At 67.8% G+C, this 18,162-nt stretch carries 17 protein-coding genes; 8 read left to right on the top strand and 9 right to left on the bottom strand.

Annotation, left to right across the window (positions count from 1 at the left end; all coding sequences use genetic code 11):
* Positions 1 to 30 precede the first annotated feature (30 nt).
* Both IHD13_RS15135 and IHD13_RS15130 read right to left on the bottom strand, forming a co-directional pair.
* A complete protein-coding gene (locus IHD13_RS15135; protein WP_195861867.1) occupies positions 31 to 1,194 on the bottom strand; it encodes a phosphoglycerate kinase in 1,164 nt (387 codons plus the stop codon).
* Positions 1,195 to 1,231: 37 nt separating this feature from the next.
* Positions 1,232 to 2,257, bottom strand: a complete 1,026-nt coding sequence (locus IHD13_RS15130) for a type I glyceraldehyde-3-phosphate dehydrogenase (protein ID WP_195861866.1) — start codon at positions 2,255 to 2,257, stop codon at positions 1,232 to 1,234.
* Positions 2,258 to 2,439: 182 nt separating this feature from the next.
* Between IHD13_RS15130 and IHD13_RS15125 the strand changes: the two genes are divergently transcribed.
* Complete coding sequence (locus IHD13_RS15125) at positions 2,440 to 2,889, top strand: Hsp20/alpha crystallin family protein (protein ID WP_195861865.1); 450 nt, start codon at positions 2,440 to 2,442, stop codon at positions 2,887 to 2,889.
* Positions 2,890 to 2,919: 30 nt separating this feature from the next.
* The gene (locus IHD13_RS15120; protein ID WP_195861864.1) at positions 2,920 to 3,324 is read left to right on the top strand and encodes an Hsp20/alpha crystallin family protein; all 405 of its coding nucleotides are present in this window, start codon (positions 2,920 to 2,922) and stop codon (positions 3,322 to 3,324) included.
* Positions 3,325 to 3,489: 165 nt separating this feature from the next.
* Here IHD13_RS15120 and tkt read toward each other — a convergent pair whose 3' ends face one another.
* On the bottom strand, positions 3,490 to 5,481 hold the full coding sequence (gene tkt, locus IHD13_RS15115; protein WP_195861863.1) for a transketolase: 1,992 nt from the start codon (positions 5,479 to 5,481) through the stop codon (positions 3,490 to 3,492).
* A 374-nt stretch (positions 5,482 to 5,855) separates the two neighbouring features.
* Between tkt and metK the strand changes: the two genes are divergently transcribed.
* Entirely contained in the window at positions 5,856 to 7,076 is a 1,221-nt protein-coding gene (gene metK, locus IHD13_RS15110; RefSeq protein WP_195861862.1) for a methionine adenosyltransferase, read from the top strand.
* A 70-nt stretch (positions 7,077 to 7,146) separates the two neighbouring features.
* Here metK and IHD13_RS15105 read toward each other — a convergent pair whose 3' ends face one another.
* Positions 7,147 to 7,473, bottom strand: a complete 327-nt coding sequence (locus tag IHD13_RS15105; RefSeq protein WP_195861861.1) for an SMR family transporter — start codon at positions 7,471 to 7,473, stop codon at positions 7,147 to 7,149.
* The gene (locus IHD13_RS15100; RefSeq protein WP_195861860.1) at positions 7,470 to 7,826 is read right to left on the bottom strand and encodes an SMR family transporter; all 357 of its coding nucleotides are present in this window, start codon (positions 7,824 to 7,826) and stop codon (positions 7,470 to 7,472) included. The genes IHD13_RS15105 and IHD13_RS15100 overlap by 4 nt, the downstream gene beginning before the upstream one ends.
* Before the next feature lie 112 nt (positions 7,827 to 7,938).
* Here IHD13_RS15100 and IHD13_RS15095 point away from each other — a divergent pair, with 112 nt between their 5' ends.
* The 3 genes from IHD13_RS15095 to IHD13_RS15085 all read left to right on the top strand — a co-directional run bounded on the left by IHD13_RS15095 (position 7,939) and on the right by IHD13_RS15085 (position 11,840).
* The gene (locus IHD13_RS15095) at positions 7,939 to 8,856 is read left to right on the top strand and encodes a LysR family transcriptional regulator (protein ID WP_195861859.1); all 918 of its coding nucleotides are present in this window, start codon (positions 7,939 to 7,941) and stop codon (positions 8,854 to 8,856) included.
* A gap of 260 nt (positions 8,857 to 9,116) precedes the next feature.
* Complete coding sequence (ahcY, locus tag IHD13_RS15090; RefSeq protein WP_195861858.1) at positions 9,117 to 10,526, top strand: adenosylhomocysteinase; 1,410 nt, start codon at positions 9,117 to 9,119, stop codon at positions 10,524 to 10,526.
* 84 nt (positions 10,527 to 10,610) lie between these two features.
* The gene (locus IHD13_RS15085) at positions 10,611 to 11,840 is read left to right on the top strand and encodes a GGDEF domain-containing protein (protein ID WP_195861857.1); all 1,230 of its coding nucleotides are present in this window, start codon (positions 10,611 to 10,613) and stop codon (positions 11,838 to 11,840) included.
* A gap of 1 nt (position 11,841) precedes the next feature.
* Here the strand turns inward: IHD13_RS15085 and IHD13_RS15080 are convergent, their stop codons facing one another.
* Positions 11,842 to 12,384, bottom strand: a complete 543-nt coding sequence (locus IHD13_RS15080) for a TetR/AcrR family transcriptional regulator (RefSeq protein ID WP_195861856.1) — start codon at positions 12,382 to 12,384, stop codon at positions 11,842 to 11,844.
* A gap of 129 nt (positions 12,385 to 12,513) precedes the next feature.
* Here IHD13_RS15080 and IHD13_RS15075 point away from each other — a divergent pair, with 129 nt between their 5' ends.
* The gene (locus tag IHD13_RS15075; RefSeq protein WP_195861855.1) at positions 12,514 to 13,167 is read left to right on the top strand and encodes a glutathione S-transferase family protein; all 654 of its coding nucleotides are present in this window, start codon (positions 12,514 to 12,516) and stop codon (positions 13,165 to 13,167) included.
* Positions 13,168 to 13,182: 15 nt separating this feature from the next.
* Here the strand turns inward: IHD13_RS15075 and IHD13_RS15070 are convergent, their stop codons facing one another.
* Entirely contained in the window at positions 13,183 to 14,115 is a 933-nt protein-coding gene (locus tag IHD13_RS15070) for an AEC family transporter (RefSeq protein WP_195861854.1), read from the bottom strand.
* Positions 14,116 to 14,372: 257 nt separating this feature from the next.
* Here IHD13_RS15070 and metF point away from each other — a divergent pair, with 257 nt between their 5' ends.
* On the top strand, positions 14,373 to 15,215 hold the full coding sequence (metF, locus tag IHD13_RS15065) for a methylenetetrahydrofolate reductase [NAD(P)H] (protein ID WP_195861853.1): 843 nt from the start codon (positions 14,373 to 14,375) through the stop codon (positions 15,213 to 15,215).
* A gap of 311 nt (positions 15,216 to 15,526) precedes the next feature.
* Here the strand turns inward: metF and IHD13_RS15060 are convergent, their stop codons facing one another.
* Positions 15,527 to 17,689, bottom strand: a complete 2,163-nt coding sequence (locus IHD13_RS15060) for a TRAP transporter permease (RefSeq protein WP_195861852.1) — start codon at positions 17,687 to 17,689, stop codon at positions 15,527 to 15,529.
* A gap of 75 nt (positions 17,690 to 17,764) precedes the next feature.
* Positions 17,765 to 18,162 (bottom strand): TAXI family TRAP transporter solute-binding subunit (locus IHD13_RS15055; RefSeq protein WP_326838370.1); only part of this gene is annotated, 398 nt, incomplete at its 5' end.

The following is an 18,162-nucleotide window of genomic DNA, read 5'->3' as shown; positions in this document are numbered from 1 at the left end:
GCGGCGCCGGGCCGCCCGGGATTCGATGGGTTACTGGGCCGCGGCTTCCAGGGCCGCGACGGCCGGCAGGGTCTTGCCTTCCACGTACTCGAGGAAGGCGCCGCCGCCGGTGGAGATATAGGAGACCCGGTCGGCGATGCCGTACTTGTCGATGGCCGCCAGGGTATCGCCGCCGCCGGCGATGGAGAAGGCGCTGCTCGCGGCGATGGCCTGGGCGATCACCTCGGTGCCCTTGCCGAACTGGTCGATCTCGAAGACGCCCACCGGGCCGTTCCACAGGATGGTGCCGGCGTCCTCGAGCAGCGCGCCCAGGCGGGCGGCGGTCTCGGGGCCGATATCGAGGATCATCTCGTCATCGTTGACCTGGTCGACGGGCTTGACCACGGCGGTGGCGTTGTCGGAGAACTCGGTGGCCACCACCACATCGGAAGGCAGCGGGATCTCGACCTGGGCCATCAGTGCCTTGGCCTGCTCGATCAGGTCGGCTTCATGCAGCGACTTGCCGACGTTATGGCCCGCCGCGGCGATAAAGGTGTTGGCGATGCCGCCGCCGACGATCAGCTGGTCGCACTTCTCGGCGAGAGCGGTCAGGACGTCGAGCTTGGTGGAGACCTTGGAGCCGCCGACGATGGCGGTCATGGGCCGCTTGGGGGTGGCCAGGGCCTGCTCCAGGGCGCTCAGCTCCTGGGCCAGCAGCGGGCCGGCGCAGGCCTCGGGGGCGAAGCGCGCCACGCCGTGGGTGGAGGCCTGGGCGCGGTGGGCGGTGCCGAAGGCGTCCATCACGAAGAGGTCGCAGAGGGCCGCATACTGCTTGGCCAGTTCCTCGTCATCGCCCTTCTCGCCGGCGTTGAAGCGCACGTTCTCCAGCAGCACCACCTCGCCGTCGGCCAGGTCCAGGGCCACGTCCAGGTACTCCTTGACCAGACTGACCCGACGGCCCAGCAGCTCGCCGAGGCGCTCGGCCACCGGCGCCAGGGAGAACTCCTCGGCGGGCTCGCCCTCGGTGGGGCGGCCCAGGTGGCTCATCAGCATCACCTTGGCGCCGGCGTCCCGGGCGGCCTGAATGGTGGGCAGGGCGGCGCGCAGGCGCGCATCGCTGGTCACACGGCCATTCTTGATGGGCACGTTCAAGTCTTCGCGGATCAGCACGCGCTTTCCGGCGAGCTCCAGGTCGGTCATCTTGCGTACGTTCATCGGCACGTGTTCCTTCATTAGGCAAGCCAGGGTTGGGTCAATCGAGGGCGGCGAGGCGCTGGGTCACGTCGAGCATGCGATTGGCGAAGCCCCACTCGTTATCGAACCAGCACAGCATCTTCACCAGGCGACCGCCGGCCACCCGGGTCTGGGTGGCGTCCACGATACCCGAGCGCGGATCGTGGTTGAAGTCGATGGAGGCGGTGGGCTCCTCGGTGTAGCCGAGCAGCCCCGCCAGGCGGCCCAGGCTGGCCTCGCGCAGCAGGGCATTGATCTCGGCGGCGTCGGTGTCGCGCTCGACGCAGATGGCCAGATCCATGGCCGAGACATTGATGGTCGGCACCCGCACGTGCAGGCACTCGAAGCGGTTGGCCAGGCGCGGCATCAGGCGGTTGAGGCCGCGGGCCAGGCTGGTGTCCACCGGCACGATGGACTGCATGGCCGAGCGGGTCAGGCGCAGGTCGGTCTGGTGGTAGGCGTCGATCACCGGCTGGTCGTTCATCGCCGAGTGGATGGTGGTGGTGACGCCGTGGGCCACGCCCAGGGCCTCGTCGAGCACGGTGAGCACCGGCACCAGGCAGTTGGTGGTGCAGGAGGCGGCGGAGACGATGCGCTGGGTAGCCACCAGGCTCTGGTCGTTGATGCCGCAGACGATGGTCGCGTCCACGTCGCTCTCGGCGGGCTGGGAGAAGAGCAGGCGCTTGGCGCCGGCGGCCAGGTGGCGCTCGGCGGTGGCGCGATCCTTGAAGCTGCCGGAGCACTCCAGCACCAGGTCGATGTCGAGTTCCCCCCAGGGCAGGCGGTCCGGGTCGGCCTCGGAGAGGATATGGATGGGCCGGCCATCGATCAGCAGTCGACCGTCGCGGGCCTCCACGGTGGCGGGGAAACGGCCGTGGGTGGTGTCGTAGCGGGTCAGGTAGGCGATGGTCTCGAGATCCGAGAGCTCGTTGATGGCCACCACCTCCAGCGGGGTGCCGCCCAGCTTCTGGGCGCGCTCCACCAGGGCGCGCAGCACGCATTGGCCGATACGGCCATATCCGTTGATGGCGATGCGGTAGGCCATGGCGTCGGCACTCGTCCCCGTGACTCGATCAGGGAAGCGATTCTAGCGCAAAAGCGCCGATAATGCAGGCTGCCGGGGCCTTGAAAGCGCTTCCGGCGACCCTATGTTCCGAATTGAGGCCGGCGCCTCGAGCGGGGCTCGATACGGCGGCCGGCCGCAGAGGCATTGAGGAGGTGTTCATCATGTTCGCAGATCTCAAGCGTCTCGATTCCGGCCTGCTGCAGGAGCTGGGTGGCCTGCGCCAATGGCTGGATGAGGTCATGTCCGACCCCGCCGCCGCGGACATTCGTGCCGTGCCCCGCGGCAGCTTCCCGATGATCAACCTGGCGCGTACCGACGACGCCGTGCGGGTCTATGTGTTCGCCCCGGGGCTGGCCGCCGATGCCCTGGAGATCAGCATCCAGGACAACCTGCTGACCCTCAGGGGCGAGCGTCCGGCGGCTCCGGAAGAGGAGGCGCGAGTGGAGTTTCGTCGCGAGCGCTTCACCGGCAGCTTCAGCCGCACCATCGCCCTGCCCGATGGGCTGGACGGCGAGCGCGCCGAGGCGCGTCATCGGGACGGGGTCTTCGAAGTGGTCCTGCCCAAGCGGGAAGAGCTCAAGCCGCGGCGCATCAGCGTCCAGGCGGCTTGATGCCCGGAACCTTTCCTGGAGGTGAGCATCATGAGCGAGATGATCAAGCAACCGACCCGGGAAGCCGAGGTGGCCCGGGAACAGGAGCCACAGGAGCGGCGCCGCAGCGCGCTGCGCCCGGCGGTGGATATCTACGAGCGGGATCATGCCCTGCACCTGCTGGCGGATCTGCCCGGGGTCACCGCCGAGTCCCTGTCCATCGAGGTCAACGATAACGTCCTGACCCTGGAAGGCGAGATCCGCCTGGCCATGCCGGAGGGCGCCACGGCCCTCTATGCGGAGCTGCGCGGGCAGCGCTTCCTGCGCCGCTTCACCCTGAGCCACGAGATCGATGGCGAGGCCATCGAGGCGCGCCTGCGGGACGGCGTACTGCACCTGCGCCTGCCCAAGAAGGAGAGCCACCGGCCTCGGCGTATCGGGGTGCAGGCGGCCTGATCCCCGGATAACGAGGGCCGGGGAGCGCCGCCAGTCGCGCCCGGCGTATCGGGCAGGCGGCCGGACTCCCCTGGTTCACCGGGGAGTAACGACAACGGGCGCCACTCCGAGGAGTGGCGCCCGTTGTTATTGGGGCTTGGCCCCGCCATGGCGGGGCCGTGTCGCTTAGCCCAGCAGCGCCTGGGCGCGCTCGACGACGTTGTCGACGGTGAAGCCGAAGTGCTTGAAGAGGTCCCCCGCCGGGGCGGACTCGCCGAAGCTGCTCATGCCGACGATATCGCCGTCCAGGCCCACGTACTTGAACCAGAAGTCGCGGTGGCCGGCCTCGATGGCCAGGCGGGCGGTGACCGCCTTGGGCAGCACCGACTCCCGGTAGGCGGCGTCCTGGGCGTCGAAGGCGTCGGTGGAGGGCATCGAGACCACCCGCACCGCCTTGCCCTGCTCGCTCAGTTGGCTCGCGGCGTCCATGGCCAGGGCCACTTCGGAGCCGGTGGCGAGCAGGATCAGCTCCGGGGTGCCGTCGCAGTCGCGGAGCACATAGCCGCCGCGCTGGATATTGGCCAGCTGGTGCTTGTCGCGTGCCTGGTGGGGCAGGTTCTGGCGCGACAGCACCAGGGCGCTGGGGCCGGCGTGACGCTTGATGGCGGCATCCCAGGCGGCGGCGGTCTCCACGGCGTCACAGGGGCGCCAGGTGGCCAGGTTGGGGGTGGAGCGCAGGCTGGTCAGCTGCTCGATCGGCTGGTGGGTGGGGCCGTCCTCGCCCAGGCCGATGGAGTCGTGGGTGAAGACGTAGACCGCCTGCTGGCCCATCAGCGCCGCCATGCGCACGGCGTTGCGCATGTACTCCATGAAGATCAGGAAGGTGGCGCCGTAGGGCACGAAGCCGCCATGCAGGGCGATGCCGTTCATGATGGCGCCCATGCCGAACTCGCGGACCCCGTAGTGCAGGTAGTTGCCGCCGGGGGCCTCCGGCGTGATGGCCTTGGCGCCCTTCCAGAAGGTCAGGTTGGAGGGGGCCAGGTCGGCGCTGCCGCCGAGCAGCTCGGGCAGCTGCGGGCCGAGTTCGTTGAGGCAGTTGAAGGAGGCCTTGCGGCTGGCGATGGTCTCGCCCTTGGCCTGGGCGTCCTCGATCAGCTTCTCGCTGGTCAGCGCCTTGGGCAGTTCGCCCTTGAGGCGGCGCCGGAACTCGGCGGCCTCGGCGGGGAAGGCCTCGGCGTAACGGGCGAAGCGTGTCTCCCAGTCGCTCTCGAGCTGCGCGCCGCGCTGGCGGGCGTCCCAGCCCTGGTAGATCGCTTCGGGGACATGGAAGGGGGCGTGGGGCCAACCCAGCTGTTCGCGGGCGGCGGCCACCTCTTCCTCGCCCAGGGGGGCGCCGTGGCACTCCTCCTTGCCCTGCTTGTTGGGGGCGCCGAAGCCGATGATGGTCTTGCAGACGATCAGGCTCGGCTTGTCGTCATGGGTCTTGGCCAGCTCGATGGCGGCCTGGATCTCTTCCGGCTTGTGGCCGTCGACATTGGGCACCACGTGCCAGCCGTAGGCCTCGAAGCGCTTGGCGGTATCGTCGGTGAACCAGCCTTCCACCTCGCCGTCGATGGAGATGCCGTTGTCGTCATAGAAGGCGACCAGCTTGCCGAGCTGCTGGGTGCCGGCCAGGGAGGCGACCTCGTGGGAGATGCCCTCCATCAGGCAGCCGTCGCCGAGGAAGCACCAGGTGGTGTGATCGACGATGGTGTGGCCCGGGCGGTTGAACTGGGCGGCCAGGGTCTTCTCGGCCAGCGCCATGCCCACCGCATTGGCCAGGCCCTGGCCGAGGGGGCCGGTGGTGGTCTCGACGCCGGGGGCGTAGCCGAGCTCCGGGTGGCCGGCGGTCTTGGAGTGCAGCTGGCGGAAGTGCTGCAGCTGCTCCAGGTCCAGGTCGTAGCCGCTCAGGTGCAGCAGGGAGTAGAGCAGCATGGAGCCGTGGCCGTTGGAAAGCACGAAGCGGTCGCGGTCGGCCCAGTGGGGGTTGGCCGGATTATGCTTGAGGTGGTCGTTCCACAGCACCTCGGCAATATCGGCCATGCCCATGGGGGCGCCGGGGTGGCCGGACTTGGCCTTCTGGACGGCGTCCATGGACAGGGCGCGAATGGCATTGGCCAGTTCGAAACGGGACGGCATTGGCTAGCTCCTCGCCTGCGGCAATATAAGCGGGAACCCCGCCGCTGGGGCGGGGGTCGGGAATTCGGCTGGATGGCGCCGCGCGAAAAGACGCCAAAAGGCGGCGGCGCGGACGATACAGGCCGCATATTGTCGCCGAGAAGCGCGGATCCGGCAAATTAGCTTACCTATTCTAGGAAGCCCTCGGGCCAGAGTGTAGAATTCCAGGCCTCAAGGGCCCCCGGCGGCGCCGGCGAGCGCGCCTTCGGCGGCGTGCCGCCTCTGCCCCGCGACCGATCAGCGCCGTGGTTGGGCCGTGGCGTCGCCTCGTCGCCAGCCCCGCGCCGCTTGCCGAGCCCATAATGCCGATTTCCGATAGAGGGTCGAGGACCGCCATGAGCGAATACTCCCTGTTTACCTCCGAGTCCGTGTCCGAGGGGCATCCGGACAAGATCGCCGACCAGATCTCCGACGCGGTGCTCGACGCCATCATCGCCCGCGACAAGAATGCCCGGGTGGCCTGCGAGACCCTGGTCAAGACCGGGGTGGCGATCGTTGCCGGCGAGATCAGCACCAGCGCCTGGGTCGACCTGGAGGCGCTGGTCCGCGAGGTGATCACCGATATCGGCTACACCTCCTCCGACGTGGGCTTCGATGGCGAGACCTGCGGGGTGCTCAACCTGATCGGCAAGCAGAGCGTGGATATCGCCCAGGGCGTCGACCGCTCCAAGCCGGAAGACCAGGGCGCCGGCGACCAGGGGCTGATGTTCGGCTACGCCACCAACGAGACCGACTCCTATATGCCGGCCCCCATCCACTATGCCCACCGCCTGGTGGAGCGCCAGGCGGAGCTGCGCAAGCATGGCCTGCTGCCCTGGTTGCGCCCGGATGCCAAGAGTCAGGTCACCTTCCGCTACGACGCCGACGGCAAGCCCTGCGCCGTGGAGGCGGTGGTGCTCTCCACCCAGCACGACCCCAGCATCGATCAGGACGAGCTGCGCAAGATGGTCAAGCGCGAGATCATCGAGCAGGTGATCCCCGCCGAGTGGCTCACCGCGAGCACCCAGTACCATATCAACCCGACGGGCAAGTTCGTGATCGGTGGCCCGGTGGGTGACTGTGGCCTGACCGGGCGCAAGATCATCGTCGACACCTATGGCGGCATGGCCCGCCACGGCGGCGGCGCCTTCTCCGGCAAGGACCCCTCCAAGGTCGACCGCAGCGCCGCCTACGCCGGTCGCTACGTGGCCAAGAACATCGTCGCCGCGGGGCTCGCCGAGAAGTGCGAGATCCAGGTCTCCTATGCTATCGGCGTGGCCGAGCCCACCTCGGTCTCCATCAACACCTTCGGTACCGGCCGGGTGGACGACGATCGCATCATCGCGCTGGTGCGCGAGCACTTCGACCTGCGGCCGCATGCCATCACCCGCATGCTCGACCTGCTGCATCCCATGTATCGCCTCACCGCGGCCTATGGGCACTTCGGTCGCGAGCCCTTCGAGACCTCCTACACCTGGACCGATAACGGCGGCGAGACCCAGACCGAGACCTTTATCGCCTTCCCCTGGGAGAAGACCGACAAGGCCCAGGCCCTGCGCGCCGCCGCCGGCCTCTGAGCCGCGTCCCGCGGAAAGCACGACGCCCGGCACGGGGAACGGTGCCGGGCGTCGTCGTTTCCGGGGTGGGTCAGGCGGTCTTGATCACCACCACGGCGGCGATCACCACCAGGATACCGCCCCACCCCAGGGCATTGAGGCGCTGGTTGAAGAACCAGCTGCCCCCCAGGGCGGTGCCCAGGATGCCCAGGGCTCCCCAGGTGGCGTAGGCGATGGCCAGGTCCATGTGCTTGACCGCCTGGGCCAGCAGGGTGAAGGCACCCAGCACCAGCAGGATGGCCAGGATGCCCCAGCCCTTGCGGCGGAAGCCATCCGATAGATTGAGCAGCAGGTTGGCGGCCACGTCCAGGGCGGCGGCGCCCACCACCAGCAGCAGGGGCAGTGATAACAGGCTCATGAGGTCGTCTCCCGGGTCGTCGCCGGGGCGTGGCTCTCCCCGGCATTGATCATCACGATGCCCACCACCACCAGGCCCAGGCCGATCAGTTCCTGGGTCGACAGGACGCTATCGAAGACCAGCAGCGAGATGGCGGTGATCAGGGCGATACCCAACCCCTCCCACATGGCGAAGGCCACCCCCACGGCGATCTTCTTCACCGCGAAGCCCAGGAAGAGGTAGGAGAGGGCGATACAGGCGTACATGATCAGGTAGCCGGTGATGCCCTCCCCCTGGCTGAGCAGGTTCATGGTGCTGACGCCGGAGACCTCGGTGAGGATGGCCAGCAGCAGAAACATCCAGGCGAGTCGCATCTTGGTTCTCTCTCGTTGAATCGACGGGGCCATTCTAGGCGCCGGCCGCGGGAGAGAATAATCGCTCGGCGTCAGCTATTCTGACGCTGAATCGTACCCTGGAGCTTCTCCCATGCCGGTAAACCTCACCCTGAATCAGGTGGAAGAGCTGATCGAAGTGTGCCAGCACGGCTCCATCGCGGCGGCGGCCCGGGCCCTTGGCAAGAGTCGCGGCGCGGTGAGCATGAGTCTCTCGGCGCTGGAGGATCAACTGGGCGTGACGCTCTTCCGGCGCACTGGCAACCGCCTCGCCGCCACCCCGATCACCCAGGAACTGCTCGATGACTTCCGCCGCCTCTGGGATCTGGCGCGGGCCATCGAGACCCGCTGCCATCGCCACCTGGAGGGGGAGGAGTCCCTGCTGCGCATCGCCCGCGACGATGCCCTGCCCGAGGCCTTCTGGCGTGACCTGGTGGCGGAGATGACACATATCTTTCCGCGACTTAGCCTGGGCTTCGGTCTGTCGCCGGCGGCGGAGCTGGCCGGCAGCCTCGGCAGCGGCGCCGTGGACCTGGGGCTGGGGGTGATGGAGGAGGCCGCTCGGGTGCCGGGTACCGATGCCCGGGCCCTGGGCCCCATCGACATGCTGATGGTGGCGGCCCGGGATCATCCGCTGGCTCACCTGGGGCGGGTGGGGCAGGAGGACCTGCATGACCACCCCTTTATCGGCCAGACCTGGTATGACGAGCGCGGCCTGCGTCAGGCCAGCCTGGCGGTGCGTCAGCGGGTCGGGGTCTCCCACTTCGAGCTGATGCGCGACATGGCCGCCGATGGTATCGGCTGGACCTTGTTGCCGGCCCCCTTGGCCTCACCGCTGCTAGCCGAGGGGCGGCTGGTCCTGCTGGCCCATGCCCGGGCGGTGCAGTCCCAGGAATTCGTGGCCCTGCGCAGCCTGGCGTTTCGTGACGGCCGTATCAGCGATTGGTTGCTGCAGCGGGTGCAGGACTATCTGGTGGATCATGGCCGGGTCGCCGAACGCTGGCGTCGTTAGATCGTGGTGGTGGGGGGTGGCGTCTAGGGCGTCGCATGGTGACGGTGGCATGGAGAGTGGGCTGCCGGGTGGTCTGATGCTGTGGTAGTGCTTGGCGTTTAGGGTATCGCCCGGTGACGGCGGTATAGAGAGTGGACTGCCTGGGGTTTTGCTTGGCGCGAGCGCCGGGCGTTTAGGGCGTCGCATGGTGACGACAGAACGGACTGCCTATAGTGAGAGTCAATGCGGTTATAACCCATCGTCGCAACCGAGGTGTTCGCATGACCCAAGCCGCCGTCTCCCCCGCCGACCTTGGTGATTTCAAGGTCGCCGACCTCTCCCTGGCCGACTGGGGCCGCCGCGAGATCCGCATCGCCGAGACCGAGATGCCGGCGCTGATGGCGATTCGCGACAAGTATCGCCAGCAGCAGCCACTCGCGGGGGCGCGTATCGCCGGCTGCATCCACATGACCATCCAGACCGCGGTGCTGATCGAGACCCTGGTGGCCCTGGGAGCCAGCGTGCGCTGGTCCTCCTGCAATATCTTCTCCACCCAGGACCATGCCGCCGCGGCCATCGCCGCCGCCGGCATCCCGGTGTTCGCCTGGAAGGGCGAAAGCGAGGAGGAGTTCTGGTGGTGCATCGAGCAGACCGTGACCGGTCCCGACGGCTGGAGCCCCAACCTGGTGCTGGATGACGGTGGCGACCTGACCCAGCTGCTCCACGAGCGCTTCCCGGAGCTGCTGGAGGCCATCCACGGGATCTCCGAGGAGACCACCACCGGGGTGCATCGCCTCCAGGAGATGCTCCGCGCCGGCAGCCTCCGGGTACCGGCCATCAACGTCAACGACGCCGTCACCAAGTCCAAGAACGACAACAAGTACGGCTGCCGCCACTCCCTGAGCGACGCCATCAAGCGCGCCACCGATCACCTGCTGGCCGGCAAGCGGGCCCTGGTGGTGGGCTATGGTGACGTGGGCAAGGGGTCGGCGGCCTCGCTGCGCCAGGAGGGGATGATCGTCAAGGTCAGCGAGGTGGACCCCATCTGCGCCATGCAGGCCTGCATGGACGGTTTCGAAGTGGTTTCTCCCTATGTCGACGGCATCAATCGCGGCATGGACAGTATCGATCGGGCCTTGCTGGCGAAGATCGACCTGGTGGTCACCGCCACCGGCAATATCGACGCCTGCGACGCGTCCATGCTGCGCTCGCTGAAGAAGGGCGCCGTGGTGTGCAATATCGGCCACTTCGACAGCGAGATCGATACCGCCTATATGCGTCGCCAGTGGCACTGGGAGGAGGTCAAGCCCCAGGTCCACAAGGTTTACCGGGACAGCGATCCGGGCGACTACGACCCGGGCAGCGACGACTACCTGATCCTGCTGGCCGAGGGACGCCTGGTGAACCTGGGTAACGCCACCGGCCATCCGTCGCGGATCATGGATGGCTCCTTCGCCAACCAGGTGCTGGCCCAGATCCACCTCTTCGAGGGGCGTTTCGCCGACCTGCCGGCCGTGGACAAGCCGGCGGCCCTCGGCGTCTCGGTGCTGCCCAAGGCGTTGGACGAGGAGGTGGCCCGCTACATGGTGGAGGGCTTCGGCGGCGTGGTGACGCGCCTGACCGAGGCCCAGGGCGACTATCTGGGGGTCCCCGTCGCGGGTCCCTTCAAACCGGATGCCTATCGCTACTGAGGCACGCCGGTCGCTATCGGCGGGTCGTATGGCGGCCCGCCGATAGCATTTCACGGGCGGGCAGGAGGCCCGCTGGAGGCAGCCATGATGTTGGCAGATCTGGATCTCGAGGCGGCGAAGGAAGAGCGCCGCCAGCAGGCGCGTGTCAACGCCGCCTTCCTGCTCTGCGCGGTGATCGGCCTGCTCTGCTATCTGCCCTTCGACTACTGGTTGATCGCCCCCCACTGGCCGCTCTTCTGGGCCGGACGCCTGGGCAGCATCGGCCTGATCGTCGCCTGCCTCTGGTGGCAGCACGGCCACCCGGAGCGCAGCGAGATGGCGGTGCTGATCAGCGCCCTGGGGGTGGGGGGCTTCCTGGCCTGGGGGGCCGCCTGGATCGATGACACCGAGGTCTTCTTCTTCTGGAATATCAGCACTGCCCTGGCGCTCTTCGTGCTGGTGCCGGTGGCCACCGTCTGGCACTGGCGCAAGATGGTGCTACTCAACGGCTTCATGGTCACCGCCTACCTGCTCTGTTTCCTGCTGTGGAGTCCCTTCAGCTTCTTTACCCTGGGGCAGTACGGGGGGGTCTTCCTGCTGGTGGGGGTGCTGATCTCGCCGCTGCTCTCCCAGGTGCGCTACTTCAACTTCACCCGCGCGGCGACCCTGCGCATGGAGCTGGCCAAGCGCAATGCGGAGCTCAGCGTCACCTACGAGCGGCTGGCCCAGCAGCACCAGGAGCTGATGCAGCTGGCCAACTTCGACGCCATGACCGGGCTGCCCAACCGGCGCCGGGGCATGGCCTTCCTCAAGGGGTCACTGGCCAATTGCCAGCAGGAGATGCGCTGGCCCCTGTCGCTGATGCTGATCGATGTGGACCACCTCAAGCCGGTCAACGACACTCTGGGGCATGCCGCCGGCGATCAGTTGATCTGTGCCGTGGCCCGGGCCCTGGAGAGCCTCGTCGATAAAGGCGAGATGGCCTGTCGCATGGGCGGTGACGAGTTTCTGGTGGTGCTGCCGGGGGCCTCCCAGCGGGATTGCCGGGCGCGTGCCGAGGCCCTGCGCCAGGCGCTGGCCGACCAGCGCCTGGCGGCCGACCCCGAGCGTACCATTACTGCCAGTATCGGCACCCTGACCTATGCGCCCTGGGACGATGCCCGGGTGGACATGGACACCCTGATCCAGCGGGTCGATAGCGAGATGTACCATAACAAGCGGCGGGTGCGGGCCGCTCGCCGCGAATCGGCGAAGGACGAGCAGGCGCCCAAGGATCCCGGTTCAGCCACCGAGTACCCGGAAGGCAAGGATTGGCCCTCCCTGGACGATTTCTGACTCAGGGGCCGGCGTCCGCCTCGATACCCTGGCGGCAGGCCCGGAGCAGCTCCTCGGCGAGGCCTTCGTCGCTGAGGGTACGGGCGATGGCGAGCCCGCCGATCATCATCACCGCTCGCTGCAGGGTTTGTCGGCGGGCCTCCTCCTCTCCCCCGGCGACGCGGTCGACGAACCCGCGGAAAAGCCGCGTATAGCTTTCTCTGACCAAGGGGTCCTGCTGGGCCACGTCGCTGACCAGGCTGGCCAGTGGACAGAGGCCGGCCTCGCTCTCCAGGTGCTCGCGGCTCAGGTAACGAGCGCGAGCCGCAGAAGGGGCGCTCGGGTCCAGGCGTGCGACTCCCTGTCGAGCGGCTTCGGCGATGGCCTCTGCGTAGAGCTCGCTCTTGGAGGCGAAGTGGGCATAGAAGGCCCCCCGGGTCAGGCCGGCGTCCCGCATCAGGGTATCGATGCTCACGCCGGCGAAGCCGTGCCGGGTGAAGAGGCGGGCCGCGGCCCGCAGGATACGCTCGCGGCTATGCGCCTTGTGGTCGGGATGCCAGGGCATGAGGGGCGGCCTCCAGGTGGTCGGGACAGCGGGATCGCCCCAGTCTGCCATGACAGGACGTTATGTTATTGATCATATGGTGCCCTGGGCTAGGGTATCGGAACACCCATCCATTATCGGGAGATCGTCATGGCCGCATCGGTGCATATCCTGGGCCCCCAGTTCAGCAACTTCGTGCGCAGCGTCCAGTACTGCTGCGAGGAGAAGGGCATCGCCTATACCCTGGGCATGACCCTGAACGGCGAGCCCATCGGCCTGCGCTCGCCGGCCCATCGGGCGCTGCATCCCTTCGGCAAGGTGCCGGTGCTGCTGCATGGGGAGCGTCGCCTCTACGAGAGCGTGGCCATCTGCCGCTACCTGGACGCGGCCTTCGACGGGCCCGCCTTGCAGCCGGCGGATGCCTGGGCACGCGCCGAGGTCGACCAGTGGTGCGCGGTACTGGCCGGCTACGTGGATCAGGCCCTGGTCAGGCACTATCTGCTGGAGCTCGTCTTTCCCAAGGGGCCGGAGGGCCGGGTGCGTGAGGCCGAGGTGGCGGCCGCCACCCCCGAGGTCGCTCGCATGCTCGCCCTGCTGGAGGCGCAACTGGGCGAACAGGCTTACCTGCTGGGCGACGCCCTGACCCTGGCCGATACCCTGGCCGCGCCCATGCTGGATTACCTGGCGAACCTGCCCCAGGCGGCACCGCTGCTGGCGCCGCACCCGGCGCTGGCGGCCTACCTCGAGCGGTTGCGCGAGCGCCCGGCCGGGCGGCGGGTGCTGGTGGCGCCGAGCTTCGACTAGGCTCGGCACGGCGACTTAGCCCAGGCCGGTTACGCGCATCATCCCGTGCAGATAGAGGGGGATCACCAGGGGCGCGGCCAGGGTGGTGATCAGCACCGCCAGCGCCCCCTTGGCCGGGGCGATGCCCAGCTCCATGGCCACCACCACCACATTGGCGGCCATGGGCACCACCCCCAGCAGCAACAGCGCCAGGGCCATCTCCGGCGGCAGCGGCATCAGTGCCTGCAGGCCCAGCACCAGGGCCAGGGCCAGGAGCGGCCAGAGCGCGAAGCGCACCGCCACGCAGGCGCCGATAAAGCGCCCATCCACCTCGCGCAGCGAGACCCGCCCCAGGGTCATGCCGATGATCATCATCCCCAGCAGGGTGTAGGTGGCCGGGAAGGCCTCCAGCCCCTGCATCACCGGGGCTGGCACGCCGAGCCCCAGGCCGCTGACCAGCAGAGCGGCGGCGAAGGCGTAGATCAGCGGCAGGCGAAAGATCTTGAGCAGGCTCTCGCGCACCGAGAAGCGCCCCCGGGCGCTGATATAGAAGCCCAGGGTGAATTCATAGAGGGTGATGCCCAGCACGCAGAAGAGGTAGAGGGTCACGCCTTGCGGCGGCAGCAGCACCATGGCGATGGGCAGGCCGAAGTAGCCGGTATTGCCGGTGCCGGCGGAGAAGGCCAGCAGCGCCGCCTCCTGGTCGGCGAAGCCGCGGCGCACCAGGCGACTGACCAGCAGGCAGAGCAGGCTGGCCACCAGGAAGGCGGCCAGGGTCAGCAGCAGGTAGGCCGGGGTGGGGCCCCCCAGGATCAGGCCGCGGAAGAAGGTCAGGGGGGCGATCAGGTAGATCAGCAGGGTGGCGATGGGGCGCGGGTCGATGGCCAGGCGGCGAGCCGCCAGCCAGCCCAGGCCGACGAAGGCCAGCAGCGTCCATAGCGGGGTCATCAGGATGCTTGCGAGTTCCACGGGGCCTCTCCTTGGGTAGCGTCGCCATCATGCCGCCTCGGGCGCGAGCTGTCAGCGGTGCGCTGGTGTCCTGGCCCAAGGAATAAAACCATAACCGCTAATATGAGCCATTTCGAAGCAGAGGCGGGGAAACTTTCATTGGTCTCAGGCAATTCGAGTCGGCACAATGCTCTCCTGAATCCCTGGGGTCGCCCGGGGCGCTGGATACGAGAGCCCCCATGCAGGGGGCCACAAGCCAAGAGATGAGGGTTGAGTCGATGAGTGCACAAGAGCATCCGCTGGGGATCAGTTTCGAGTTCTTTCCGCCGAATACCGAGGCGGGACGCGAGAAACTGATGCATGTGCGCGATGCCCTGGCCAGCCGCCAGCCGCGCTTCTTCTCGGTGACCTACGGCGCCGGCGGCTCGACCCAGCATCGCACCCTGGACACGGTGCGCCAGGTCCGCCGGAGCGGCATCTCCACCGCGCCGCACCTCTCCTGCGTGGGCAGCGAGAAGGCCCAGCTGCGCGACCTGCTGGCCCAGTATCGCGAGGAGGGCATCGATAGCCTGGTGGCCCTGCGCGGCGACCTGCCCTCCGGCATGGGCGGCGTCGGTGAGCTGCGTTACGCCAACGAACTGGTGGAGTTTATCCGCGAGGAGACCGGTGACCATTTCGAGATCGCCGTGGCCGCTTACCCGGAGTGCCATCCCCAGGCGCCCAACCTGGAGCGCGACCTGGAGAACTTCGCCCGCAAGATGAAGGCCGGCGCCAACCTGGCGATCACCCAGTACTTCTTCAATGCCGATGCCTACTTCCGTTTCGTGGAGCGGGCCCAGGCCCTGGGCGTCGAGGGCCCCATCGTGCCGGGCATCATGCCGATCACCAACTACACCAAGCTGGCGCGTTTCTCCGACGCCTGCGGCGCCGAGATTCCGCGCTGGATCCGCAAGCAGCTGGAGGCCTATGGCGACGATAGTGCCGCCATCGCCGCCTTCGGCGAAGAGGTGATCTCCGAGCTGAGCCGCCGGCTGCTGGAGGGTGGTGCCCCGGGGCTGCACTTCTATACGCTCAACCAGGCCGAACCGACCCTCAAGGTTCTCGATAATCTCTGCGGCTGATTTTTCTGGTTCTTCGAATTTTGGTGTGAATACCGGTGTGGGAGACTCTATGTTGCCCCTCAAGCCGCTGCCGCGGTTTTTGTGGGAGCGCGGATTCCGCGCGATATCGCCCGAAGGGCGATCCTGGCTGGCACCCAAGGGCGACTGCGTCGCCCAATCGCTCGGCATAGCCAAGCTCCCACAATAGCAAGCCGGCGATCTGCCATGTCGTGGCTTCACGCTGATCTGCGAAGAGCTGATATCCTGTCCCACCAACGCCAAGGCCCCGCTCATCGTGATGAGCGGGGCCTTGGCGTTTCCGGGGGGTAATGTCAGCCGGTGGTGGCGGCCCGGGTGCCGCCGCCATGGCTGCCGCGCTGCATCAGGAACAGCAGGGCGCCGATGGCCAGGCCGGCCACATCGGTGTAGATGCCGCCATAGATCATGCACAGGGCGCCGACCAGCATCAGCAGCCGCTGCCAGGCCTTCACCGGGCCGAAGAACCAGGCCTGAACGGCGGCGGCCAGCAGCACGATGCCCAGGATGGCGGTGACGCCGACCCGCAGGATCTGCGGCCAGGAGCCGTCCATCAGCAGCGCCGGGCTGTAGAAGAACATGAAGGGCACGATAAAGGCCGCCAGGCCCACCTTGAAGGAGGTCACCGAGGTGGCCATGGCATTGGCTCCGGAGATGCCCGCCGCGGCGTAGGAGGCCAGGGCCACCGGTGGGGTGATCGCCGAGACCACCGCGAAGTAGAACACGAAGAAGTGCGCCACCAGCGGTTGGATGCCGATATTGATCAGGCCCGGGGCGACCACCGAGGCGGCCACCGCGTAGGCGGCGGTGGTGGGCATGCCCATGCCCAGCAGGATGGAGATACACATGGCGAAGAACAGCGCCAGCAGCTGGCTGACCCCGGCCAGGCCGAGCAGCAGCGAGGAGAAGCGCGCGCCGACGCCGGTCAGCGAGATCACCCCGACGATCAGGCCGGCGCAGGCGCAGACGGCGATGATCTGGATCGACATGGTGCCGGCCAGCTGTAGCGCCTTGAGGATCGCCCGGGGCCCCATCTTGTAGGGCGACAGCCAGCTGACCACGGCGGCGGAGGCGGTGGCCAGGGTACCGGCTCGGATCACCGAGTAGCCCATGAAGAGGGCGGCGATCAGGATCACGATGGGCGCGAACAGGTAGACCTGCTTGACCAGGCGGCGGAACTGCGGGATCTCCTCCTTGCGCATGCCCTGCATGCCCTTCTTGGCCGCCTCGAAGTCGACCATGAAGTAGACCGAGGCGAAGTAGAGGATCGCCGGGATCAGCGCCGCCACGGCGATCTCGGTATAGGGGATGCCGGTGATCTCGGCCATGATAAAGGCGCCGGCGCCCATGATCGGCGGCATGATCTGCCCGCCGGTGGAGGCGGCGGCCTCGATGGCCCCGGCGCTCTTGCCCGGGTAGCCGACCTTCTTCATCAGCGGAATGGTCAGCGAGCCGGTGGAAACCACGTTGCCCGCCGAGGTGCCGTTGATCATGCCCATCAGGCCGGAGGCGAAGATCGAGACCTTGGCGGGACCGCCCCGGGCGCGGCCGGCGGCGGCGAAGGCGAAGTTGACGAAGTAGTCGCCGACCTTGGAGGCCTGCAGGAAGGCGGCGAAGATGATGAACAGGATGATATAGGTGGACGACACCGCGGTGGTCGGCCCGAGGATGCCGGCGTCGGTGTAGACCTGGCTGAAGAAGCGCTGCATCGAGAGGCCCGGGTAACCGAGGAAGCCGGGCAGGTAGGGGCCGGCGAAGACATAGGCCAGGAACAGCGCCGAGATGATCACCAGGGCCAGGCCGGCGACCCGGCGGGTCAGCTCGAGGATCAGGGCCGAGCCGGCGATGGCCGCATAGGCGATGCCCGGCGGTGCGAAGGCGGTGCCGGTGGACATGCGCATGGGGGTGTTATAGATCAGCAGCAGGTAGGCGGCGCTGGCCACCGCGCAGGCCATCAGCGCCAGGTCGGCGGAGGCCAGGCGCTCGCGATGCTGGCGCTGGAACCAGGAGAGCACGATGGCGGCGAAGGCGGCCAGCATCAGCGGGTAGCCGAAGTGCCAGGCCTCCACGGCGGCATCGATGCGCATGGCGCCACCGGCCAGGGTGCGCTGCATCAGCCACACCTGCAGCAGGGCATAGGCGGCGGGCAGCAGCAGCAGGTAGCCGAGCCCCCGGAGCCAGGGACGACTCTGGGGTTGGTCGGCCTCGCTGAAGCGCGCCCCGGTATAGAGGGCGAAGCCGAGAATCAGGGCGCCACAGATATGCACGATGCGATAGGACCAGGTCTCCATCGGCAGCACATTCAGGGTCACCAGGTGGAAGAGGGCGTAGGCGATGGCCAGCACCGCGAAGAGGGTCCAGTGCCAGCCGGTGTAGAGGCGGCGATTGGACTCCACCGTCTCCTCGTCGACGCCCTGGGCGATGGCCTCGGGTGCCGAGTCGTGGGTTGATTGGGTCATGCGGGATTCCCCCTGAGGGACGAACGATTAGGGATCGGTGGGGCGAGCCGCCCAGAGGCGGCTCGCGACGGTCGCTTAGCGGATCAGCGACGGGTCGATCTCATAGCCGTTCTCGCTGAACCAGCGCGCGGCACCCGGGTGGAAGGGCAGCACCTGGTTGTGAACCACGTTCTCGGGGATGGTGGTGACGGCGCTGCGGTGGATGCTCTGCATGCGCTCGTTGTTCTCCATGGTCAGGCGGGTCGCCTCGTAGACGAAGTCCTCCGGCAGGTCGCAGCGGGCGATGGCGAAGTTCCACATGGAGACCGCCCGGGCATCCTCCTCCAGGGTGGTGTAGGTGCTGGCGGGGATCGCGAACTCGGCCACCGGGAAGTGTTCCAGGGTGGTGGCCAGCTCCTCCTCATTGAACTCGATGATGTTCACGTCGCTCTGCACTTCCAGCTGGCTGACCGCGGGAATCGGGATACCGGCGG

The sequence above is a fragment of the Halomonas sp. 328 genome, assembly GCF_015645095.1.
GTDB lineage: Bacteria > Pseudomonadota > Gammaproteobacteria > Pseudomonadales > Halomonadaceae > Bisbaumannia.
Note: the sequence above shows the minus strand (reverse complement) of the source record. Positions and strands in the feature narration are given on the sequence as shown.